The following is a 21,967-nucleotide window of genomic DNA, read 5'->3' on the forward strand; positions in this document are numbered from 1 at the left end:
TAATGCCTTAAGTCACTGAAATAAGTTCAACGGTGCCGTCTTCATTTACTTCGGTAATATGTCCGTCTGGTTCTTTCATAAAAAACAGCGCAGCTAGGCCAAGTAATGCACTACCCGCAATAATGAAAAAGAAGGTTTTATAGTCAACAAGCGACAATGCCGTTAAGTAAACCACTGCACCAACATTACCGTAAGCGCCAGTCATACCTGCAATTTGCCCTGTTAAACGGCGTTTAATTAGCGGCACTGCTGCAAATACTGCGCCTTCACCTGCTTGCACAAAGAACGAACACGCCATAGCCGCTACAACAGCAAGCCATAAAGGCCACGACGCATCAACCAAGCCCATTACAAAATAACCAACTGCAAGCCCCATCGTAAGTACAATAAGTGTTATACGGCGACCTAATTTATCTGAAATCCAACCGCCACCAGGGCGAGATGCTAAATTCATAAACGCATAAGCAGAGGCTAAAATACCTGCGTACACCATATCGAGCGCAAACACATCCATAAAAAACAGCGGCAACATAGAGACAACCGCAAGTTCAGAACCAAAAGTTGTAAAATATAAAATATTCAAAACAGCCACTTGCTTAAACTCATAACGATGCGACTCAGGTACAGGCTCTTTAAAAATATGACCATTTACATCAAAGGTTTTATACACTTCGTAAATATAAAGCAGAACTAAAAAAGCATACACGGCAAGTACAAAATTAGCCGAAATTAAGTTAGCACCCGTTGGCGAAAGCTTCCAAGTAAGTAATGCTAATGCGCCGTACATAGGGATTTTCATAATAAGCAGTAATACAAAGTCGCCTTTACTGGTTACTTCCATTGCGCCTACTTTTTTAGGTTTAAAGTATGTACCGCCTTTTGGTGTATCGGTTACATTTAAGTACCAAATAACACCAAATATAACGCTTAATATACCCGTTAAACCTACTGCATAACGCCATCCATCTTCGCCACCAAACATAAGTGCAATAATTGGTAGTAACATAGCCGCTGCTGCCGAACCAAAATTACCCCAACCGCCATAAATGCCTTCAGCTATACCCAGCTCATTAGCAGGAAACCATTCGCTCACCATTCGAATTCCCACAACAAAACCAGCACCAATAAAGCCTAGCGCAAAACGCGCTATTGCGGCTTGCTCAAAAGTGGTTGCCATAGCAAACATAAAACACGGAATACTACAGCTAATAAGCAGTGCCGCATAAACAATACGCGGACCAAATTTATCGGTTAGCATACCCACCACAACACGCGCTGGAATAGTTAACGCGACATTTAAAATGAGTAATGTTTTAACTTGCGCCATGGTGATCCCAAGCGAACCCGCTATAGCACCTAACAAAGGAGCATGGTTAAACCATACAAAAAATGACACAAAAAAGACCATCCAACTCAGATGTAATACTTTCATTTTTCCTTTAAAGGATATTAGGTTAAACCCAGAACTCGGTTGCATGTTTATTTTCCTCGTAAACGTATTATTGTTTTATTAATGCCCCACCCTTTTATATGAGTAGCAGCCCAATTTTTGTTAAATTTAAGTTAACCCGATATAGCAATTACTGAGCCACTAATTAAATTTCATATATTTCATATATTTCATATGGTTACATGCAACAGTCGTTTTTATACGTTATAGTTGCACTATATGAGTGAAGGGCTCTGGGTTGTTAGAGTGCAAATAAAAAGCGTTACTACTTGCTCTTGGATTTAACAACTTGGTATTGTTCAAAAAAAGTATGAGAAGCTAAAAAATGCAAAAATCACCGTTAACTTACCAGCAGCAACTGCGCTACTCTCGGCACATTATGCTCCCGCAGCTTGATATAGACGGACAAGAGAAAATATGGCAATCGCATGCTTTAATTATTGGTGTGGGTGGGCTTGGGTGTGCGGTAGGTCAATACTTAGCGGCATCTGGCATTGGCACGCTTACCTTAGTTGATAACGATGAAATAGACGTGACCAACCTGCAAAGGCAAATACTGTATAAAGAAAGTGATATAGGTAGCTCAAAATGCAGTGCCGCTAAAAAACAGCTCAGCGCGCTTAATAGTGAAATAGACATAAACACTATTGAGGCATTTTTTGATGAAAATACGTCTATCAATCCTCTATTTAATAACATTGATATAGTAATTGATTGCTCAGATAACCTAGCAACGCGCAATGCACTTAATAGCGCCTGTTTTAAAGCTAAAGTCCCGCTAGTGTCAGGCTCTGCAATTCGTATGGAAGGACAAGTCACGTGTTTTACTATGGATGAAAACAGCCATTGTTATGGTTGTTTATCGCAATTTTTTAGTGAACAAACACAAAGCTGCTCTGAATCTGGTGTGCTTTCTCCTATTGTGGGGTTAATAGGCAGCATTCAGGCTACTGAAGCGTTAAAAATGCTTGCGGGTTTACCAAGTGGTTTGGGCGATCACTTATTGCTGGTGGATGGTTTGAGCATGGAGTTTAATCGTTTTAAAATAGCTAAAAGCAGTCAGTGTGCGGTGTGTAACATTTAGCCTGCACACCAATGTCGAATCTGCGTATCGTCAAATCGTTATTCTAAATTATTAATAGTTATAAAAAACATATCGCCTACTTTAAAGTCGTTTTTGTCCCACATTCGCCTTGATGCCAAGCAATACAATGTTTGCCCATCTACATTTAGCGTTAACTGCCACTTATTATTAATAAGCTCAGCCTGAGTTAATACCGACCTTAAAACATTGCTGTGCGTTGTTTGCTCAGGCTTTAACGCACTAAATGACATTTGCTCACTTTCTATAATTAGCTTATTACTGCTATCTACAAGTGCGGGTAGCACATAAAGTAGCTGCTCACTTTGCCGTAATTGCAGTTGATATAGTCCGTAGTCTTCATCAAATTTAACCACGTCGTAATTAATTAAGCTCAGCGGTGTTTGCCTGTCGTTTGCGTAAATCGCTTTTGCAACGTGCGCACTTGCACCTTGGTTTATCATCTTACCTTTATCAAGCTGAATAAGGGTATCGCAGCAAAATAGCAACTCTTTTAATGAATGACTTACTATTATAAATTTAATATTAAACTGAACGGCAATCTCATTAAGCTTAGTGAGTGTTTTAAAACGCAATGACCAATCAAGCGCGCTAAAAGGCTCATCAAGCATTATAAATTTTTGACCCGCAAGTAAAGTGCGCGCAAATACGACACGTTGGCGTTCGCCGCCCGATAAGCTTTGTACGTCACGATTTAGTAAGTCTTGTAATTCAAGTGTTTTAACAACGTATTGAAGCGTTAAGCTGGTTTGCTTATTAGCGCAGTGTTTTTGTGTAAACGCTAAATTACCAGCCACATCTAAATGAGGAAACAACGGGCACGATTGCAGCTGAAGCGTTATACCGCGTTTATCGCTTGGTAACTCATGCACTGGCTGATTATTTATATAAACACTTTTTGCAGGCTCTAAACCACTAATACAGCGCAGTAATGTTGACTTACCCGAGCCAGAAGGTCCGTAAACACCCAGTACATTAAACGACTCAAGCTCAAGGTTTATATCTAAATCAAAATTATTGAGCGCTTTAAAAAGGCTTAACTTAATCATGTTACTGCTTAACCCCTACAATGCTTTTATTAAACTTAAATAACAGCACTAAACAAGCAAACGAAATAGCCAGTAAAATAAGTGAAAGCTGGTGCGCCGCCGTATAATTTAACGATTCAACATGGTCGTAAAGCGCGATAGACACCACCTGTGTTTGCCCCTGAATATTACCGCCAATCATTAATACCAAACCAAACTCACCCAATGTATGCGCAAAGCCTAACGCAAATGCGCTACCAATACTGGGTTTTAAAAGCGGAATAATTAAATGTACAAAGCGTTTAAACGGGCTTAACCCAAGCGCAATTGCCGCTTCGTTATAAGTTTGATTAATATGTTTAAACCCCGCCACAAGTGGCTGCATTACAAAAGGCAGCGAATAAAAAAGCGAACCAATAACCACGCCCTGAAAACTAAACGCCAGCTGCGTACCCGTTAGCCAAAACCAAAACTGCCCAAAAGCGTGATCAGGCGAAAATAAAACAAGTAAGTAAAACCCCAGTAACGTAGGCGGCAGCACTAAAGGCATTGCAATTAATGCCTCTAAAAATGGTTTAAATTTACCGTTATAGCCAGCGAGCTTGTAAGCAACCGGAATACAAAAAACAAGAAGGAGTACTGCGGTTATAAAGGCAAGTTTTATAGTTAACCACAGCGCGGTTAAATCACTTTGAAGCATTGTTGTCCTTTATTCTGTAACCCAATTCAATTAACTGCTGCTGCGTAGTCTCTGTCATTAAAAACTGCATGAGTTGCTTAGCGCTAGCGAGTTTTTTAGTCGACTTAATAATAACACCCTGTTGAATTATATCGGGATATTGATTGGTAGGCAGCACGGTGTAATCTAAATATTTTTGATCTTGCGTGTTACTGTACGCTGCCTTTAGTGATGAAACAGCCACTAGCCCTACTCCTACATTACCACTTTCAACAAACTGAAAAGCATGCGTAATGTTATTCCCGTACACATAATTTACTGGCTTTTTAAAATGGTTATTCGCGTAGTGCTCTGAGGCACGCCCGTAAGGTGAAAAACGCGGATTAGCAATGGCTACTTTATCATTTACTTTTTCAGCTTTGGGTTGCCACAAAGCAAGTTCGCCTAACGCGTAAGTGATTAAACTGCTTTGCTCGGCATAACCTTCTTTAATAAGTGATTGCGGTCGAAAATCGTCAGCCGATAAAAACACATCAAATGGCGCGCCATGCACTATTTGTGAATATAAAACACCGCTAGAAGCGGCTGATATTTTTACATCAACATTAGGTAATGGGGATTTTTTTAGTAGGGTTTGCAATACAGTTTTAAAATTACTCGCTACGGCTACTTGCAGCGTTTCTTTTGCGTTTACGCCGCACGAAAGCATGCATGCTATAAGCAAAAAATAACCCAACCATGTATTGTAAAGCTTTGACATTATAAGTATTGTTTCAAAATAAAATGATTTAAGTAAGAGCAATATATATGAACGATGTTTGCAATGCACCCGGTTTGTTACCAATAGAAACTGCAATACAAAATATACTTAGCGTAATAACGCCTGTTAAACGCGTTGAAACCATCAAAATAATGCAAAGCGTTGATCGCGTTTTAGCAAGTGATGTTCAATCAACTATAAACGTGCCTGCTCATAATAACTCTTCGATGGATGGCTATGCTGTATGTGCTTCGGATAAAAACTTAACTTACACACAAATTGGGAGTGTATATGCAGGAGATGTTTTTGAAGGAACACTTACTCCAGGGCAATGCGTAAGAATAATGACGGGGGCTGCAATACCTAAAGGCGCTAACGGTGTTGTTATGCAAGAAAATGCCTCGGTTGATGGCAATGAAATAACATTTACAGCGCAGCCAAAGTTAAACGAAAACATACGCTTTGCTGGCGAGGACATTGCTATCAACGATGTTATTTTAAACGTAGGCGATAAATTGAAACCCGTTGATGTAGGCCTACTTGCATCTTTGGGTATAGCAAATATAGAGGTGTTCAGGACCTTAACAATAGCCGTACTTTCTACAGGCGATGAGCTAATTGAACCTGGTCAGCCTCTTAAGCAAGGCGCTATTTTTGAAAGCAACCGCGCTGTTATTGTTAGCGCCCTGCAACAAAAAAATATAGACGTGATTGATTTAGGGATTATCCCAGATGACAAAGAACTCATTACCAATGCATTTTTAAAAGCGAACGAACTTGCCGATGCTGTAATAAGCTCAGGCGGTGTATCGGTTGGCGAAGCCGACTTTACTAAAGAAGTGCTCAACGAGATTGGCGATATTCACTTTTGGAAAATAGCCATGAAACCAGGCAAACCTTTTGCCTTTGGTAAACTAAGTAATAGTTACTTTTTTGGCTTGCCAGGTAATCCTGTATCGGCTGCTGTGACGTTTAATCAGTTAGTAGAGCCTGCACTGCAAAAGCTGTCGGGTCTTGGTGAAGTAAACCCTAAAATGCGTTTTAATGCTGTTACTACATCCGTTATTAAAAAACGCCCAGGAAGAGCTGACTTTCAGCGCGGTACAGCAACAACAAACGAGCAAGGTGACTTAGTAGTTGCCCCGTTTAATAAACAAGGCTCTGGAGTGCTTTCGTCGCTTAGTAAAGCGAATTGCTTAATTGTAGTGCCAGCACAAAGTGGCAATATCGAAAAAGGCGCAACAGTCAGTATTGAATTTTTATAAAGTATTGAGGTGTTATAAAGCATAACATGCTACAACTAACTTTATAATTTAGCTGTAGCACTGCTGTAACGCTTAAAATATTTTTATATTTAGAGTCTGAATTAAACAGTTTAACTTTTCGCTACGTCCTACAAATTCTTCTTTACTCAATCTATTAACACACTTCAGCGCATTTTTAGTCGCAAAGTATCTATCATAACTTAGGCTTTTTTCGCATTTAACACTATGCGTTGAAGGCCAAGAGCCACCGGCCCCCGTTGCTATGCCAACAACGTTACATGTAGCATCTATATAGTGCTCCCACGCTGCTACTTGCGCTTTAACTGCATCTACTTGGTAATCATCAGTTAGTTGTGGGTAGATTTCATCCATCATTTTACTGATTTTAGTTTTGTATCGATTACCCTCTAAATTATAAGCATTGCCGGTGTGCATTGCACCGCCTTCAGGCCAATCATCAGCGCTTTGTGCAAGTGCGCCAAATGATGAAATAGCAAAAGCAAACCCAATAATAATTTTATTCATTTTAAATCCTTTTAATAATTAGACCAGATACCTGTAAAAAAACGCCTATAAAAAATGCCGCTAAACTTAGCGGCATTATATTATTCAATAAGCTTTTAAAGAGATCTATTTAAAAACCAAATATTTTTAAATCAAAAAACTTAGTCGCTACGGTATTTATAAATATCACAGCTAAAATAACTGGAATAAACGTTGAAAGTGAAAAGTTAACGTATTTTTCCATCAAGCTTCCAGCATAATTAGGCGAACCTAAGCTTAGCTCTTGTGTTAAGCGTGCTTTTTTCCAGCGGTACATAACAAACAGACACACCATCAAGCCATTAAGCGGTAAAATTGTGTCGTAAAATACATCAACAATAATATCAAAAAAGCTCTTACTAACACCGCCATAACTAGTGAAAGATGTAAGGCTCTCAATCATACCAAACGACATTGTACATAAAATAGTAAGTACACCGGTTGAAAGTGTAAGGATGCCCAATGCTTTTTTACGGCTAATACCTTTACGGTCACTTAGTGTTGCTGTCGGGACTTCTACTATTGAAACAAGTGAAGTAATCGCTGCAAAAAATACTAATAAAAAGAATGAGAACGCAACAATAGACGCACCTACATAACCAATATCATTTTGCAGTGCTAATAATATTTTAGGTAGGTATACAAAAATCATTGATACAGACGAGTCAGAAAGTGCTGATGGATCTGTGTTTGGATCAAAGCTAAATATCGCTGGCAGCACCATTAGGCCCGCTACAAACGCAACGAGTGAGTCTGTAATAGCGACCATTTTAGCGCTACTTACAATGTCATCCTTTTTAGAAATGTACGACGCGTAAGTCATTAATATACCCATACCCAGCGATAGCGAGAAAAACGCTTGGCTTAATGCGCCATTAAGTACACTTGCACTCATCTTAGAAAAATCAGGAATAATGTAATATTTAACACCGGCCATTGCGTTATCAAGCGTTAATACATAAGTAACTAAGGCAAGTAGCATGAAAAGTAAGGCTGGCATTAAAAATTTAGCGGCTTTTTCTATGCCTTGTTTAACACCACCTAACAAAATTAAGTTAACAATAATAACCACAACGGCCATATAGCCAAACACAGTGTAACTATTAATAAAAACACCAAAGTGGCCAGGATCTGCAAGCAAATCCAAATTACCGAGGCCTGTTTGCGTTAAGTAACCAAAAATCCAAACCGTAATTACCATATAAAATACAGCAATCATAAACGGTGTAAGCACCGCTAAAAAACCTGCAAACTTCCATTTTTTATCGTTATTAGATAATAGCTTGTACGAGCCAAGTGGATCTTTTTGAGCGTTACGACCCATTGCCATTTCAGCCATCATGACTGGCAAACAAATGAACACGACAAATAAAGCGTAAATTAATAAAAATGCGCCACCACCATTTTTGGTAGCAGAAACCGGAAAACCAACTAAATTACCAATACCAACAGCCGAACCTGCCGCTGCCATTATGAATCCGAGACGGGAACTAAATCGTTCTCTATTTTCGCTCATGCATAAAACCTTTTTATTATTTTGTATATTTCAGCGACTCTACCAGTGTTACACAGAGATTTTCAAGCAATTACAGCTTAAAAATAAAATCGAAGTGTAAACCTGTGTAAATACGCTTTTAATTCACCAATTTTCAACGCTGTGGTAGTATTGCGTTAATCAAATTTAACAATTTTTATGAGATTCCTTATGTTGTACATGATTCACTCAACAGACGTTGAAAACAGCTTAGAGCTTAGAAAAGCAGCACGCCCGGCACATTTAGCACGCCTTAGTGAGCTTGATTCACAAAACCGTTTATTAACTGCGGGTCCGTTTCCGGCAGTTGATAGTGAAGATCCTCAAGAAGCAGGGTTTACCGGTTCGTTAGTTGTTGCTGAGTTTGAATCAATTGAAGCAGCTCGAGAATGGGCAGCAGCAGATCCATATGTTGCCGCTGGTGTATATGAAAATACAGTTGTTAAACCTTTTAAAAAGGTGTTTCCTGCTTAACATGTATTACACCCTAAGAGCGTGCGTTGCACTGTAATTCAGGGTTTGTTCACAAGATTTTAATTAAAATTATCAAGATAAAAACGAATTTAACGTTTTTACTTGAATTTTAGTAACTTAGTTAATTAAACTAAGTGAGTCTGGTCTAGGAGTTTTCCATTATGCGCGTATTATTAAGCCTCGGTTTTATTGCTTGTGTTAGCTTAGCTAACTTTGCTCAAGCAGCAACCGCCACCCAAGCATCTCATGCTGAGGTGGACAAAAAGAAAGCCGTAATACTTGCAAAGAAAACAATAGGCGGTAAGACCTTAAAAATCACCGAAAAAACAGATTTTTATACCGTACGAATACTCAAATCTGACGGCCACGTCGTTGATTTACATATAAATAAAAAAACCGGCGAAGTGAAAAAGGATTAACAAATGCGAATTTTAGTTATTGAAGACGATTTACATTTAGCAGACAACCTACGTAATGCTTTAGAAAAAGAACGTTACAGCGTGGATTTATGCCACGATGGTGAAGCAGGTCTTTTCCACATTACAGAATACCCGCTCGATATGGCCGTAGTTGATTTAGGTTTACCTAAAATAGATGGTATTGAGCTAATCAATAAAGCACGAGCACAAGGCATTACCATCCCTATTTTAATCTTAACAGCGCGCGATCGCTGGCAAGATAAAGTAGAAGGTTTAGATGCAGGTGCAGATGACTACCTTACAAAACCATTTCATGTTGAAGAACTTATTGCACGTTGTAATGCATTAATTCGTCGCAGTGCGGGTAAAGCAAATCCAGAAATGACTGCGGGTCCAATTAAAATTCATACACGTTCACAGCAAGTATGGGTTGATGATAAAGAACTGAGCCTAACAGCATACGAATATAAAGTACTTGAATACTTAATGGTAAATCCTCAAAAAGTAATTTCTAAATCAGAACTTACTGAGCATATTTACGACCAAGATTTCGACCTTGATTCAAACGTAATTGAAGTATTTGTACTGCGCTTGCGTAAAAAGCTTGATCCAGAAGGCGTACTAAACCCAGTAGAAACACTACGTGGGCGTGGTTACAGGCTTAAAAGCCAGTGGTAATACCGCAAATATCGTTAAAAATAAGGCAAGGATTTATCCTTGTCTTTGTTTTATTAGTCGCACTCCCTATCTTATTTTATTCAATTGGCAAAGCGTATTACGCTTCACTTGTTGATGCGACAGAAAAAACCCTCGAAGCACAGCTCTATTCGCTAATATCTGAAGTCGACTTTACTGAGCATGGTATTATTATGCCCAGCACTATTTTAGCGCCCGAGTTAAACAGATTAAATTCAGATACCTACGCAATGATTTACCGCGATGATGACCCTGTTTGGCACTCAGAATCAGCTGTAAATTTAAACTATGTACCAGAGCAAATAGAGACCAAAGCAGGTGCTGCCGACTTTAGGCGTGTGGAGTATAATAATACTGCGTACTGGCAACTTAGCCTTACCGTAATTTTAAACAACATAGATCAATCAGAACAAGCCCGCTTCATATTAGTTAAACGTAACGACGCGCTACTTCGTTTAATGGATGGCTTTAAGCAAACTCTTGTAGATTGGATGTTTATAATGGGGATTGCAATTGCAGGCCTCATGGCAATTGGTTTCATTTGGAGCGCTCGCCCACTACAACGACTCGATAAAGAAATTAAAGCGATTGAATCGGGTGATATTCAAGAAATTAAAGGCCTCTACCCTGTTGAGCTGCAAACAATAAAAGCAGATCTAAACTTATTGTTAGAGTCGCAACAACGCCAAAAAGAGCGCTACAGAGCCTCATTAAGCGACCTTGCCCATGCACTTAAAACACCGCTTGCGGTACTAAAATCAAGTCCATTGGCAAACGATGCCGATGCACAAGAACAACTCGACCGCATTAATGTGATGATCGAGCACCAATTAAAACGTGCTGCAACCGGTGCATCAGACACGTGGAAAAAACAAACGCCTATTAAGCCTGTCCTCGATTCAATACTAAGCGCTATGGCCAAAGTATATCGTGATAAAGATATTATTTTTAACTGTGCTGTTACTGAAAAAGATTACTTTTTAGGTGACCAAACAGATTTAATGGAATTACTTGGCAACTTGATTGATAACGCATGTAAAGCGTGTCGCTCACAAGTAGAAATACAAGTAATACAAAGTAAAACTCTGTGTATTGGCATTAGCGATGATGGCCCTGGAGTGCCAGAGGATAAACGCGAGTCATTGCTTACACGCGGTACTCGCCTCGATACATACGAAAGCGGACACGGCGTAGGCATGGCTATTGTATCTGACTTAGTTAAGTCGTATCACGGAACACTTACCATTACCGATGCTGATAACTTAGCTGGCGCTCAATTTATTTTAGAGTTTAATTACAATGACAAAAAGTAACTGGTTATTAAAACTCACTGCCATTGTGCTATTAGCTACAAGCCAGTACAGCTTTGCAGATGTGGTATGTACCTTAACTGCTAAAGCAACTACTGATGAAGCTAAGCGGTATATTCAATGCCTGGATGCCCAAATTGATAAAGCAAAGCAAGTACAAGATAGTTGGATACAAAAGCGTAAATTTGAGCTAACTAAATTACAAGAAAGCACTGGCAATACGCAAGTGCTGCCGTTATTTATGCGCAGCATTAGCGATAACGAAAAATACCTAGAAAGCGCCTGCCAATGGCGCTATTTAATAAAGCTTCCTAATGCTACAACAGCAGCCATTAGCTATAAACTTTGTGAAATTGAGCTTATAAACCAATTTACAGAAGCCCTAAAACACCCATTTTAACAAAATTAATTATCGCTTATGATATTTGTGAATTAAAATTGTTCTATCTAGATGAGCTTAATCGCAGCACTAAACTTGTAGGGATAAGTAAAAACCGAGCTAAACTTCTGCACCGTGCTCACGTCCTTACAAACATCTATGTAATCAACAAAGAATAAATCACCCTTAGGATTAACCCAAGGGCAGCGCATACTGGGTCGTATACTTCGTTATCAGCTATTAAGACGCAACTACACAGGCTTTGCCTGAACTAAAAGCCAAATATATGCTTGCTAATACCAATTCCAATAAATAGCTGATCTATTTTACTTGCTAAAACAACCCATTTCTTTGTTGTAAATTTCGCAAAGGGAACAACCATTTACATCAATTTACGCCTAGAACTGAATTATTTTTTTGGCGTAAAATTTAGATCACATACTTAATGGAATTGGTATAATTCAATCTCCAATGATAAACAGAGCCTAGCGAATTAGATCTAGTAATTTATCTGTGCTCTGAACATTACAATAACCAAAGCTCAATGCAGCCATAAATGCATGATGAACATTATGTGCAGATACTGTCACACCATTAAATTCAAGATCTAATGTAGCACAAGCATCATGTGCTACATGACATTCGTAGCCAAAATCGACTGCAGCACGAGTAACAGCATCAATACACATATGGCTCATAGCACCAACAATAATCAGCGTTTCAACGTTGAGCTCTTCTAATACTCTTTGTAAATCAGTGTCCCGAAAACTATTTATTTGGTGTTTTAACACAACCGTCTCACCTTCAATTGGAGTAACCGTAGGATGGATTTTCGCACCATCAGAATTAGGCACAAAGAACGGAGCCTCGTCAGAAGGAAACTCATGACGAACATGAACGACAGGCATATTATTATCACGAAATTGAGCTAGTAATATTGCTGCATTTTCTGAGGCTTTTTCAGTTCCAGATAAAGGCCATTTAGCTCCCTCGAATGTAGAGTAATAATCTTTTTGTAAATCAATAAGTAGTAATGCTATGTTAGACATAATAATCTCTCATGTTGTTTAGGTTATCTGTTGAGACTATTATGCAAAACATCAATCCATTACACCGATGGCGAAATAGCCATAAATCAGTTTAAAAATGACAAAGCATGTTCAGATCATAATTATCGACTACCCCAACGCCTTACAAAGTGCAGTACAAGGCTTTAAAGAGTTATTTTTTTTAGCAAACAGGATAGTTATAGAAAGCCAGCTTAAAGTTCAGTTCTCTGTTAGGGTCATTCAGCCCGATATAGATTTAGATGGGATGAGCCAAAGTGATATTATTATTCTTCCACCAACCTTAGGTGGTGATTATTACTACATGCCTCAACCCAAATTGTTGCAATATCTCAAGGAAGCTCATCAAAAAGGGACTATATTATGCTCTACTTGTGCTGGTGCATTTATACTTGCCAAAACAGGTTTATTAAATAATCGAGTTGCTACAACACATTGGCAATTAGCTGATGAATTTCATGAGGCATTCCCCAAAGTATCTCTTGAGATTGAAAGCTTACTAATTAATGACGGTGATATTATTAGCGCAGGAGGGCTAATGTCATGGATTGATCTAGGGTTAGAAATCGTTGCTCAATTCACAAAACCACACGTTATGCGTACACTTGGCAGGTTTCTTATCGTTGATACGGGTAAAAGAGAACAACGCTATTATGGCAGTTTTTCGCCAAAACTTAATCACGGGAATAAACAAATACTACAAGTTCAGCACTTCATTCAAGCAAATTATAATAAAAAACTGAATGTCTCCATGTTAGCTGCTTTGGCCTGTATGAGCGAACGAACATTTCTTAGAAAATTTACCCATGCTACAACATTAAAGCCAATACAGTATATTCAAAAAATAAGAGTGCAAAAGGCATGTGAGCTATTAGAATCGACCACTCACAGTTTTGAGCGAGTGGCTCTAAATATTGGCTATGATGATGTAAACAGTTTTCGCAAAGTATTTATTAAAACAATAGGGTTAAGCCCTACAGCGTTTAAAGAAAGGTTTGTTTAAATAGATAATACCAAAGAGAAGAGCCATGAATTACCGTTGTGATCTCACTTCCTAATTCAAATAAATGGCTATTATTGTAATTATTGAATTATTGAATTATTGAATTAAAGGTATAAAGCTTTCACCTTTATACTTAGTAAACTTGTTGTATCCGCTTAATAAAGCAAATAAAGCGCTTAACCAGTACTTTGAACTACTGGGTTATGCGCTTCATAAAATAGCCGAGTAAAGTGTTTTATTTAGTGATTATTTATCGTCACTAATGCGACTTGCTACTGCGCTGTTTTGATCTTTATATTTAGCATCTTTACGAATATTGTATGGGTTTTCAGACGGGCCCGATAGCATTTCAAAGCTCATAGCCCCAATTTTCATCAGTGGGCGAAGCGCCAGTGGTAATTTACCTGAGTTGTAAAACTCTAACACAATATTACCGCTCCAGCCTGGGTCGATTCGGTGCGCAGTTACATGCACCATTAAACCTAAACGTGCAAGCGATGAGCGCCCATCTAACCACCCTACTATGTCTGCTGGCAGAGTTACTTTTTCATGTGTTATAGCAAGTGCAAGCTCGCCTGGGTGTAAAAAGAATGCTTCACCTTCATCAAGCACTATTTCTTCACTCATGATTGATTCCATGGCTTTATTTAACTGATCTTTTGGGCCACTTAAATCAACGTATGCTGCGTTGTGCGCATTAAAGGTTCTAAATTTATTACCTAAGCGTAAATCGGCAGTAACACCTGAAATCATATCGCTTGTAGGTGCAGGCTCAATAACAATGCGGCCATCGCTTAAGTATTCATTAATATGTGTGTCTGAAAGTCTCATTATTTATTAATCTTCTGTAATCACAATTTCAATCGAATTGTGATGCTGTTGATAATAGAGCGTGCTGGCAATAAGCCTCGCTGCTGCGCTGTATGTTTTGCTTATTGCGGCGTCGTTATCATTGGCAATAAGTTTGCCCTGCTCAGAGTATTCTCGAATATCTATAGCAAGAGGAATATGGCTAAGTACGGGCACGCCATGCTTGTGCGCCAATTTTTGTGCGCCGTCTTTACCAAATACGTGGTTAGCTTCACCACAGTGGCTGCAAATGTAGTGGCTCATGTTTTCTATTAAGCCCAGCACTGGCACGTTTACTTTATTAAACATAGCAATGCCTTTTTGCGCATCGGCAAGGGCTAAGTCTTGCGGCGTAGTGACAATAACAGTGCCGCTCGCTGGTACTTTTTGGCTCATTGTAAGTTGAATATCGCCAGTTCCCGGTGGCATATCCACAATTAAGTAGTCAAGCTCGCCCCAATCAGTCTCATTAAGTAACTGGCTCAGCGCGCCTGACGCCATTGGCCCACGCCATACGGTGGCATCATCGCTTGGCACTAAAAAGCCGATTGACTGCGCTTTAATACCGTTTGCATCAAAAGGCTGTAGTTGTTTATTGTCTTTAGTGACGGGCTCTGCGCCCACCAAGCCCAAAAGCATTGGAATCGACGGCCCATAAATATCAGCATCTAAAATACCGACCTTTGCGCCCTCATTTTTAAGCGCGCCCGCCAAGTTAACAGCAGTTGTCGACTTACCTACTCCACCTTTGCCTGAGGCAATAAGCACAATATGTTTAATCGCTTTAAACTTAGCTGCCTCTTTAATGATAACCTTGGCGCTAATTGTTACAGCCACATTTAAGCTTTCACTTACGTGTTGCTCAACTAAAGGCATTTCTGATTGCCCAGCAAATGGCAGGATTAATTTAATGTGTAGTGATTTATCGTCATTTTGAGTAATAGTATTAATGAAGCTTTCGTCAATACCGACGGCAAAAGCCGCACTACGATATGCCGCTAAGGCAGTAATAATCGGTTGTTTTTGCACCGATTTAGAAGAGAATAGTTTCGACAGTCCAAACATAGCAATTAAATAGCGTTTCTTTGATGAAAAGTGCCACGGAATTATGTAACATTCAGGGCATTAACACCAGTCAATTAATAAAAATCCATAAGCTGTGTGCACTCAAAGCAAATAGCTTGTAGATAAATTAATGATAATTGCCGTTTGTATAATAAAAACGGCGTTTTGTCCTCAATTCGGAATGATTATGACGCAGCGAAAGATCCTGATTACCAGCGCATTACCTTATGCAAATGGCCCTACTCACTTAGGTCATTTATTGGAATATATTCAAACTGATATTTGGTCACGTTTTCAAAAACTACAAGGCCACGAAGCTTATTATGTTTGCGCAGACGATGCCCACGGCACGCCAATTATGCTTAATGCGCAAAAGCAAGGGATCACGCCTGAAGAAGCGGTAAAACAAGTAAGCATAGAACGCCAACGCGACTTTGCTGACTTTAATATCAAATTTGATAACTACCACAGCACGCACAGCCAAGAAAACAAAGAATTAAGCGAGCTTATTTATAACCGCCTAAACGATGCCGGTCATATTAAAAAGCACACTATTTCGCAATTATTCGATCCTGAAAAAGGTATTTTCTTACCAGACCGCTTTGTAACGGGCACTTGCCCAACATGTAAGTCTGAAAACCAAAATGGCGATAGCTGCGATTCGTGCGGTGCAACATACAGCCCTACAGATTTAATCAACCCACGTTCTGTAATGTCGGGCGCTGAGCCTGTGCTTAAAGATTCTGAGCATTACTTTTTTGACCTGCCAGCATTTGAAGGCATGTTAAAAGAATGGCTACACTCGGGCACTATTCAGCAAGAAATGGCTAACAAACTAGATGAATGGTTTACCGATGGCCTGCAGCAGTGGGATATTAGTCGCGATGCACCTTATTTTGGTTTTGAAATTCCAAACGCACCGGGTAAATACTTTTACGTTTGGCTAGATGCGCCAATTGGTTACATGGCGAGCTTTAAAAACCTGTGTGACAAGACAGGCATCGACTTTGATGCATTTTGGGCTGAAGGGTCAGATGCAGAGCTTTACCACTTCATTGGTAAAGACATTATTTACTTCCACAGCCTATTTTGGCCAGCAATGCTAGAAGGCGCTAATTTTAGAAAGCCAACTAACGTATTCGCTCACGGTTTTGTGACTGTAAATGGCGAAAAAATGTCTAAATCGAAGGGTACGTTTATTAAAGCGCGTACGTATTTAGATAACTTAAATCCAGAGTACTTACGTTACTACTACGCAGCAAAATTAAGCAGCGGTATTGTTGACCTTGATTTAAACCTAGAAGACTTTGCACAGCGCGTAAATTCAGACCTAGTAGGTAAAGTAGTAAACATAGCGAGCCGTTGTGCTGGCTTTATTACTAAAAAGTTTGATGGCAAGCTAAGCAGCACAATTATGCAACCAGAGCTGTTAGCTGAATTTCAAGCGGCTGCACCGATCATTACAACACACTTTGAGAACCGCGATTACAGCCGTGCAATTCGCGAAATAATGGCGCTTGCCGACAAAGCAAACCAATTTATTGATGGCGCAGCACCTTGGGTGTTAATTAAAGACGACACTAAGCAGCAAGAAGCACACGAAGTGTGTTCTCTTGGTCTTAACTTATTCCGCGTTTTAATTACTTATTTAAAACCGGTGCTTCCAGAAATGGCCGACAACGTACAAGCGTTTTTAAATGACGACCTTGCATGGGACGGCGTTCAAAGCGCATTAGTAAGCCACCCTATCAATAAATTTAAACCGTTAATGCAACGTGTTGAAATGGATAAAGTAAACAAAATGGTTGAAGAATCTAAAGAAAGCTTAGCCCCAACAGTAACTATTGACTCTAACAGCCCACTTGCAAAAGAGCCAATTAGCGACGAAATAGAGTTTGATGACTTTGCAAAAGTAGATTTACGCGTCGCTAAAATTGCTAAAGCAGAACACGTAGAAGGCGCAGATAAACTACTTAAGCTAACACTTGATTTAGGCGGCGAAACTCGCCAAGTATTTGCGGGTATTAAATCAGCTTACGCTCCAGAGGATCTTGAAGGCAAGCTAACCGTTATGGTTGCTAACCTTAAACCTCGTAAAATGCGCTTTGGTATGTCTGAAGGCATGGTATTAGCAGCAGGTCCTGGCGGAAAAGAAATTTATATTCTTAACCCAGATGACGGCTCAGAGCCTGGTATGCGTGTAATGTAGTAGCAGAGTAATAAGCCGTTGTAGTTACAACGGCTTATTACTTACATTTCACTGCCGCATATATCAAATTCAAATCATCGTAAAATTAATAACCCTTCATCTATAAGAATCAGGCACTAAGTAAGTATATTTTAATTTATAAAAACACTATAAAAAGCATGCTTATTTCAATTACCTGGTGATTCAATCTAAATATAATAACTACAATTAATTCTAAAGTTAAAATCACAGTAGAAATACCATCCTTTCATGCTAGTGCTTTAATACTGCTTTTAAAACATAATAATTTACTAGTTATGTATAGGTATTATCTATGACAAAAGAAAAAAACAATGTGGTAGAAAGTGAAAATTTACCAGATAAAAATAATAAGTTTTTTCTAGATCTTTTACCCGGGAAGTTAATCGACATTCAGTTAAATAACCCGATCCAAATGCGGTTTAAGCTGCCTCTTATAGGCTATGATATTGGAAAGTATTTGGTATTAAAGTACCCATCGCAAGCTGGGAAACATAGCTACGCTGATGTTCTAAAAGAAGGCAACGGTGTTATTGTTAGATATGTTGTTGAGGACGAGCGAGGAGAATGTATTGCGTTTTTTACGACGATCCTTGCTATTTCCTTACGCCCAGAAAGGTTGATTTTTCTTGACTACCCAAAAAAAATTGAAAGCAGACAGCTAAGAGAAACCAGTCGATTAAAAACACACATACCAGCAAAAATCAGCTTACAGAAAGAATATGAACCACAAAGTAAAGAATTATTACACGGCTTAATTATTGATATTTCACCTACTGGATGTCGGTTTACAATTCATGTTAGTTCTGGCTTTTTAGCACTAAAAAGGCGACAAGTTTTTATGCACATCACTTCGCCAATAGATAGTAAACCCGTTGTTATTAGCTCCTACATTAGAAATAATCAAATGAAGGAAAATGACTTGCACGTTGGAATTGAGTTTGACTCCCAAGAGCAATCTAAGTTACAAGAATTGCTTGAAGCTTTTTCCATTAATATTGATTAAGTACCATACATATTCTTCATCTATATAAGTGAGTAACCAAAACTTGCTTATTATATAAATGCCATACTCTATGGTGCTTTATTATTTAGAGCTATGGTACATAGCTTTATTGCGTCTTAGAGCCAGTTAATGAAATCAATAACCTTTATTTTGTACATTCATTACCATGACTTTAGGAAGGTGGATGACAATTGATTGAGAAATTATATAAAATAACCAATTAATGTATCTAATATGCGGATAGAACCCCTCTCCGCCATTACCATAAATCCAAAAAAGACCAATCAACGCATCTGCTAATGCTGCAAAAGCTAAACCTAAGCTTAATACCCATACACTCAATGGTGCGTTTGAAACGCCATATGACTTAACTAACAAAACACTGGTTAATCCCACACCCGTTATTATAAGGCTATAAACCCACGTTAATACTAGCGTGTAACTCGCAGCTTCTGGGATATACATTGAATAAAATGAAACCACAGATATACATATGGCGATTATAAAATAAACACCTAAAGTGCGATTGCTATAATATACTTTTGATTTAAGAACAAAAAAACTAGCCAGTAGAAGTAACATATAACCAGGTGCAAAAAATAAAATCGAATCAACTAAATAATCATGTTTAATCACATTACCATGGGTATAATATTGCTGTAGTAAGTTGAAATTAACAACGTCACCGCCTATGCATAGCAATAATGATCCGGTACAAAGTAATGCAACTATTCGCTCACGCGTATTCCCATTATTTTTATACACCCAGCGAGTGATACTTACACTGTTAAAGAGTAAAAAAACGAGCGAGACAACTTCGAAAGTTAATAGAGCATGTTGTTCAGGTACCCATAATAAACCGAAAATCACTACTATAAATGCAATAAATGACGCTAAAAATGATAAAACTATATGTTTATTCATAATAAATAGTTTTTAGTTAAACCTATAAATAATGGGTTAATTTAATACTTTTAAAATACGATCTTTTCTTGGTAAATAATAGTTATCGTAATCAAGGGACACTATAACGCGCTCTGCTTTACCTAATAACTCATTTCGCGGAATTAAACCAATTACACGCGAGTCAGCGCTATTATCGCGATTATCACCCATTGCTAAGTAATAGTCATCCGGAATAGTGATTGCATCAAACCCCGATAAACGTGAAGGAATATTTGCCACTCTTATCGAATGCTCTAGCCCGTTTAAATTTTCAATTTTATCAAGCGAGTCTATGTTGCTTCGCTGATCTGCATAATTAAGTTTTTTTCCATTAATAATGAGCTCGTTGTTTTCAAGCGCGACGGTATCTCCTGGTACGCCTATTACACGTTTAATTAAACGGTTATCGGCAGCTTGTGAGTCAAAAACGATAATATCACCGGTTTGTGGGTCCGCTAGTTTGAGTAGTTTTATATGCGTAAATGGGACTCGAATATCGTAAGCCATTTTATCCGTTAAAATTCTGTCGCCTTCTTGAATGGTTGGCTTCATTGAACCTGTTGGCACTTCGTACCAATCGGCAACAGCGCTTCTAAATACACTCATCAGTGCAATAAATACGATAAGAGAGCGGTTATTTTTCCAAAACCTATAAAGCGGTTTCATATTATTTCCCTGCGTTAATTAAGTATTATTATGACTAACTAAATACTGAGCAAGTTCAATGTAGAGTGTAACAAAAAGTGTGAGGTTTACGGCGGGTATAGCAAGGTAGTTGCCTACCTAGCTATATGATCAATCTGAAAATTAGATTATCAATTACTGTTGATTAAGTTTTTCTTTCGCTTCTTTTACTTTTTCAAAATCTAAACCAAGTTCGTCAGTCGCTTCTTTGATCAGATGCGGTTGAGTCATCACGACTGCCATAAGTTGCTGTAGCTTTTCTGGCGGAATACCAAGCTCTTGAACAAGCGCCATTGCCATCATTGGGTTTTGAGTAAACGCTTCAAACAATGCTTTTACTTTTTCGTCGCTTACATTGTGCTCTTTAAGTATTGCTAGTATTGGGTTCATTTTTAACCTTGTGTGTTTTGTACGTATTTTATATTACTAAATTATATTAGCTGAGCCATGCATTAACAACGTCAACACACGTCCCAGTGTTACATCTCATGGTTATTCTACAAGTAAAACCACTTTTCCTGCGTTTTCATTACGCTCTAAAATAGCGTGAGCTTCGCTTGCTTCGCCCCATGGTAGTGTTTTATAGAGGTTAAAGTCGTACTTTTTAGTAGCAATATCATTGTAAAAATGTGCTACAAAGTCGTCGCGCACCTGGCGTTTAAACTCAATACTACGATTTCTAAGTGTTGATGCATGAAATGAAATACGTTTGCGTAAAAGCGCGGCAAAATCAACTTCTGCAAAACGTCCATCTAAAAATGCAAGCATTACAATTTGGCAATCCATCGCTGCAATAGCGGCATTTTTATTTAAGTAACTCCCCGAAACAGGATCTACAATTGCATTTGCTGTTAACTCATTTGCTTTCATATATTCTACAAAGTCGGTGGTTTTGTAGTTAATTGCATGATCGGCACCGAGTTCTTTTGCGTGTTGGCATTTGTCATCCGTACCGGCAGTAATAACTACGGTAGCACCTGCGCTTTTAGCCATTTGAATTGCTGCACCGCCTACGCCACTCGCACCTGCATGAATAAGCGCTGTTTGCCCTTTTTGCAATTTACCAAGCTCAAATAACGCGCCAAACGCTGTTAGGTACACTTCGCTTATTGCTGCGCCTTCAGCCATTGTTACATCATCGGGTAATTCCATAAGCTGCTTTGCATCAACGGCTACATATTCACTATAAGCGCCGCCTGAGCACAAGGTAAAAACACGTTTATTAAGCCAAACTCTATCAACTTTACCGCCAATATCACTAACTACACCAGCGCATTCTAAACCTAAAATTGGGCTATCTCCCGCAGGGGCCGGGTATTTTCCTTGACGCTGCATGCTATCTGCACGGTTCACACCTATAGCTTCTACTTTTACGAGTACTTCATGGCTCTTTAAAACCGGTTTTTCGGTTTCACTAAATGCAAGATTGCCATCTTCATGAGAAATATATTTCATTGTCGCTCCAAGTTTAAAAACTGTAAT

23 protein-coding genes and 1 pseudogene are annotated in these 21,967 nt (G+C 38.8%); 11 read left to right on the forward strand and 13 right to left on the reverse strand.

What is annotated here, in order from left to right:
• Positions 1-7: 7 nt before the first annotated feature.
• Positions 8-1,477 (reverse strand): NarK family nitrate/nitrite MFS transporter, encoded by a 1,470-nt coding sequence (locus PX700_RS01170; protein ID WP_479519607.1) that lies wholly within the window; start codon positions 1,475-1,477, stop codon positions 8-10.
• Positions 1,478-1,775: 298 nt separating this feature from the next.
• Between PX700_RS01170 and moeB the strand changes: the two genes are divergently transcribed.
• Positions 1,776-2,534, forward strand: a complete 759-nt coding sequence (gene moeB, locus PX700_RS01175; RefSeq protein ID WP_479519608.1) for a molybdopterin-synthase adenylyltransferase MoeB — start codon at positions 1,776-1,778, stop codon at positions 2,532-2,534.
• Positions 2,535-2,572: 38 nt separating this feature from the next.
• Here the strand turns inward: moeB and PX700_RS01180 are convergent, their stop codons facing one another.
• The 3 genes from PX700_RS01180 to modA are packed head-to-tail and all read right to left on the reverse strand — an operon-like array spanning position 2,573 to position 5,019.
• Positions 2,573-3,601: an ATP-binding cassette domain-containing protein gene (locus PX700_RS01180; protein ID WP_415636298.1), complete on the reverse strand. Its 1,029-nt coding sequence runs from the start codon at positions 3,599-3,601 to the stop codon at positions 2,573-2,575.
• A gap of 1 nt (position 3,602) precedes the next feature.
• Positions 3,603-4,280, reverse strand: coding sequence for a molybdate ABC transporter permease subunit (gene modB / locus PX700_RS01185; RefSeq protein ID WP_024609792.1), 678 nt, complete (start codon positions 4,278-4,280; stop codon positions 3,603-3,605).
• Positions 4,267-5,019, reverse strand: coding sequence for a molybdate ABC transporter substrate-binding protein (gene modA / locus PX700_RS01190; RefSeq protein ID WP_479519609.1), 753 nt, complete (start codon positions 5,017-5,019; stop codon positions 4,267-4,269). The genes modB and modA overlap by 14 nt, the downstream gene beginning before the upstream one ends.
• Before the next feature lie 47 nt (positions 5,020-5,066).
• Here modA and moeA point away from each other — a divergent pair, with 47 nt between their 5' ends.
• On the forward strand, positions 5,067-6,284 hold the full coding sequence (moeA, locus tag PX700_RS01195; protein WP_479519610.1) for a molybdopterin molybdotransferase MoeA: 1,218 nt from the start codon (positions 5,067-5,069) through the stop codon (positions 6,282-6,284).
• A gap of 72 nt (positions 6,285-6,356) precedes the next feature.
• Here moeA and PX700_RS01200 read toward each other — a convergent pair whose 3' ends face one another.
• On the reverse strand, positions 6,357-6,809 hold the full coding sequence (locus PX700_RS01200; RefSeq protein WP_479519611.1) for a lysozyme inhibitor LprI family protein: 453 nt from the start codon (positions 6,807-6,809) through the stop codon (positions 6,357-6,359).
• A gap of 109 nt (positions 6,810-6,918) precedes the next feature.
• Entirely contained in the window at positions 6,919-8,343 is a 1,425-nt protein-coding gene (locus PX700_RS01205) for a sodium-dependent transporter (protein ID WP_479519612.1), read from the reverse strand.
• A 189-nt stretch (positions 8,344-8,532) separates the two neighbouring features.
• Here PX700_RS01205 and PX700_RS01210 point away from each other — a divergent pair, with 189 nt between their 5' ends.
• The 5 genes from PX700_RS01210 to PX700_RS01230 all read left to right on the forward strand — a co-directional run bounded on the left by PX700_RS01210 (position 8,533) and on the right by PX700_RS01230 (position 11,660).
• Entirely contained in the window at positions 8,533-8,835 is a 303-nt protein-coding gene (locus tag PX700_RS01210; RefSeq protein WP_479519613.1) for a YciI family protein, read from the forward strand.
• Positions 8,836-8,996: 161 nt separating this feature from the next.
• Positions 8,997-9,254 (forward strand): PepSY domain-containing protein, encoded by a 258-nt coding sequence (locus PX700_RS01215; protein WP_002959808.1) that lies wholly within the window; start codon positions 8,997-8,999, stop codon positions 9,252-9,254.
• 3 nt (positions 9,255-9,257) lie between these two features.
• A complete protein-coding gene (locus tag PX700_RS01220) occupies positions 9,258-9,932 on the forward strand; it encodes a response regulator transcription factor (RefSeq protein WP_007375447.1) in 675 nt (224 codons plus the stop codon).
• Positions 9,926-11,263 (forward strand): ATP-binding protein, encoded by a 1,338-nt coding sequence (locus tag PX700_RS01225; protein WP_415636304.1) that lies wholly within the window; start codon positions 9,926-9,928, stop codon positions 11,261-11,263. The genes PX700_RS01220 and PX700_RS01225 overlap by 7 nt, the downstream gene beginning before the upstream one ends.
• Positions 11,250-11,660, forward strand: a complete 411-nt coding sequence (locus tag PX700_RS01230; RefSeq protein WP_479519614.1) for a hypothetical protein — start codon at positions 11,250-11,252, stop codon at positions 11,658-11,660. The genes PX700_RS01225 and PX700_RS01230 overlap by 14 nt, the downstream gene beginning before the upstream one ends.
• 464 nt (positions 11,661-12,124) lie before the next feature.
• On the opposite strand, the gene PX700_RS01235 is transcribed toward PX700_RS01230, so the two are convergent.
• Complete coding sequence (locus tag PX700_RS01235; protein ID WP_479519615.1) at positions 12,125-12,688, reverse strand: cysteine hydrolase family protein; 564 nt, start codon at positions 12,686-12,688, stop codon at positions 12,125-12,127.
• 97 nt (positions 12,689-12,785) lie between these two features.
• Between PX700_RS01235 and PX700_RS01240 the strand changes: the two genes are divergently transcribed.
• Together PX700_RS01240 and PX700_RS01245 are read left to right on the forward strand one after the other, a co-directional pair.
• Positions 12,786-13,709, forward strand: a complete 924-nt coding sequence (locus PX700_RS01240; RefSeq protein WP_479519616.1) for a GlxA family transcriptional regulator — start codon at positions 12,786-12,788, stop codon at positions 13,707-13,709.
• A gap of 139 nt (positions 13,710-13,848) precedes the next feature.
• Positions 13,849-13,938: pseudogene (locus PX700_RS01245) on the forward strand (CLCA_X family protein); the annotation flags it as partial.
• A gap of 17 nt (positions 13,939-13,955) precedes the next feature.
• On the opposite strand, the gene dcd reads toward PX700_RS01245, so the two are convergent.
• Positions 13,956-14,540: a dCTP deaminase gene (dcd, locus tag PX700_RS01250; protein ID WP_479519617.1), complete on the reverse strand. Its 585-nt coding sequence runs from the start codon at positions 14,538-14,540 to the stop codon at positions 13,956-13,958.
• A 6-nt stretch (positions 14,541-14,546) separates the two neighbouring features.
• Positions 14,547-15,623 (reverse strand): iron-sulfur cluster carrier protein ApbC, encoded by a 1,077-nt coding sequence (gene apbC, locus PX700_RS01255; RefSeq protein ID WP_479519618.1) that lies wholly within the window; start codon positions 15,621-15,623, stop codon positions 14,547-14,549.
• A 187-nt stretch (positions 15,624-15,810) separates the two neighbouring features.
• Here apbC and metG point away from each other — a divergent pair, with 187 nt between their 5' ends.
• Together metG and PX700_RS01265 are read left to right on the forward strand one after the other, a co-directional pair.
• The gene (metG, locus tag PX700_RS01260; protein ID WP_479519619.1) at positions 15,811-17,832 is read left to right on the forward strand and encodes a methionine--tRNA ligase; all 2,022 of its coding nucleotides are present in this window, start codon (positions 15,811-15,813) and stop codon (positions 17,830-17,832) included.
• Between the two features lie 313 nt (positions 17,833-18,145).
• Positions 18,146-18,856: a flagellar brake domain-containing protein gene (locus tag PX700_RS01265; RefSeq protein WP_479519620.1), complete on the forward strand. Its 711-nt coding sequence runs from the start codon at positions 18,146-18,148 to the stop codon at positions 18,854-18,856.
• Positions 18,857-18,991: 135 nt separating this feature from the next.
• Here PX700_RS01265 and PX700_RS01270 read toward each other — a convergent pair whose 3' ends face one another.
• The 4 genes from PX700_RS01270 to PX700_RS01285 all read right to left on the reverse strand — a co-directional run bounded on the left by PX700_RS01270 (position 18,992) and on the right by PX700_RS01285 (position 21,940).
• Entirely contained in the window at positions 18,992-19,780 is a 789-nt protein-coding gene (locus tag PX700_RS01270; protein WP_415636311.1) for a hypothetical protein, read from the reverse strand.
• Between the two features lie 36 nt (positions 19,781-19,816).
• Complete coding sequence (gene lepB / locus PX700_RS01275; RefSeq protein WP_479519621.1) at positions 19,817-20,467, reverse strand: signal peptidase I; 651 nt, start codon at positions 20,465-20,467, stop codon at positions 19,817-19,819.
• 153 nt (positions 20,468-20,620) lie between these two features.
• Positions 20,621-20,875 (reverse strand): DUF2999 family protein, encoded by a 255-nt coding sequence (locus tag PX700_RS01280; protein WP_002963210.1) that lies wholly within the window; start codon positions 20,873-20,875, stop codon positions 20,621-20,623.
• A gap of 102 nt (positions 20,876-20,977) precedes the next feature.
• Positions 20,978-21,940 carry a zinc-binding dehydrogenase gene (locus tag PX700_RS01285; RefSeq protein ID WP_479519622.1) on the reverse strand — a complete coding sequence of 321 codons (963 nt, stop codon included), beginning with the start codon at positions 21,938-21,940 and terminating at the stop codon, positions 20,978-20,980.
• Positions 21,941-21,967 lie beyond the last annotated feature (27 nt).

The sequence above is a fragment of the Pseudoalteromonas sp. TP27 genome (assembly GCF_056470645.1).

Coding starts and splice junctions, on each gene's coding strand:
- PX700_RS01170 (WP_479519607.1), bottom strand. CDS start 1,477: ATGCAACCGAGTTCTGGGTTTAACCTAATATCCTTTAAAGGAAAAATG.
- moeB (WP_479519608.1), top strand. CDS start 1,776: ATGCAAAAATCACCGTTAACTTACCAGCAGCAACTGCGCTACTCTCGG.
- PX700_RS01180 (WP_415636298.1), bottom strand. CDS start 3,601: ATGATTAAGTTAAGCCTTTTTAAAGCGCTCAATAATTTTGATTTAGAT.
- modB (WP_024609792.1), bottom strand. CDS start 4,280: ATGCTTCAAAGTGATTTAACCGCGCTGTGGTTAACTATAAAACTTGCC.
- modA (WP_479519609.1), bottom strand. CDS start 5,019: ATGTCAAAGCTTTACAATACATGGTTGGGTTATTTTTTGCTTATAGCA.
- moeA (WP_479519610.1), top strand. CDS start 5,067: ATGAACGATGTTTGCAATGCACCCGGTTTGTTACCAATAGAAACTGCA.
- PX700_RS01200 (WP_479519611.1), bottom strand. CDS start 6,809: ATGAATAAAATTATTATTGGGTTTGCTTTTGCTATTTCATCATTTGGC.
- PX700_RS01205 (WP_479519612.1), bottom strand. CDS start 8,343: ATGAGCGAAAATAGAGAACGATTTAGTTCCCGTCTCGGATTCATAATG.
- PX700_RS01210 (WP_479519613.1), top strand. CDS start 8,533: ATGTTGTACATGATTCACTCAACAGACGTTGAAAACAGCTTAGAGCTT.
- PX700_RS01215 (WP_002959808.1), top strand. CDS start 8,997: ATGCGCGTATTATTAAGCCTCGGTTTTATTGCTTGTGTTAGCTTAGCT.
- PX700_RS01220 (WP_007375447.1), top strand. CDS start 9,258: ATGCGAATTTTAGTTATTGAAGACGATTTACATTTAGCAGACAACCTA.
- PX700_RS01230 (WP_479519614.1), top strand. CDS start 11,250: ATGACAAAAAGTAACTGGTTATTAAAACTCACTGCCATTGTGCTATTA.
- PX700_RS01235 (WP_479519615.1), bottom strand. CDS start 12,688: ATGTCTAACATAGCATTACTACTTATTGATTTACAAAAAGATTATTAC.
- PX700_RS01240 (WP_479519616.1), top strand. CDS start 12,786: ATGACAAAGCATGTTCAGATCATAATTATCGACTACCCCAACGCCTTA.
- dcd (WP_479519617.1), bottom strand. CDS start 14,540: ATGAGACTTTCAGACACACATATTAATGAATACTTAAGCGATGGCCGC.
- apbC (WP_479519618.1), bottom strand. CDS start 15,623: ATGTTTGGACTGTCGAAACTATTCTCTTCTAAATCGGTGCAAAAACAA.
- metG (WP_479519619.1), top strand. CDS start 15,811: ATGACGCAGCGAAAGATCCTGATTACCAGCGCATTACCTTATGCAAAT.
- PX700_RS01265 (WP_479519620.1), top strand. CDS start 18,146: ATGACAAAAGAAAAAAACAATGTGGTAGAAAGTGAAAATTTACCAGAT.
- PX700_RS01270 (WP_415636311.1), bottom strand. CDS start 19,780: ATGAATAAACATATAGTTTTATCATTTTTAGCGTCATTTATTGCATTT.
- lepB (WP_479519621.1), bottom strand. CDS start 20,467: ATGAAACCGCTTTATAGGTTTTGGAAAAATAACCGCTCTCTTATCGTA.
- PX700_RS01280 (WP_002963210.1), bottom strand. CDS start 20,875: ATGAACCCAATACTAGCAATACTTAAAGAGCACAATGTAAGCGACGAA.
- PX700_RS01285 (WP_479519622.1), bottom strand. CDS start 21,940: ATGAAATATATTTCTCATGAAGATGGCAATCTTGCATTTAGTGAAACC.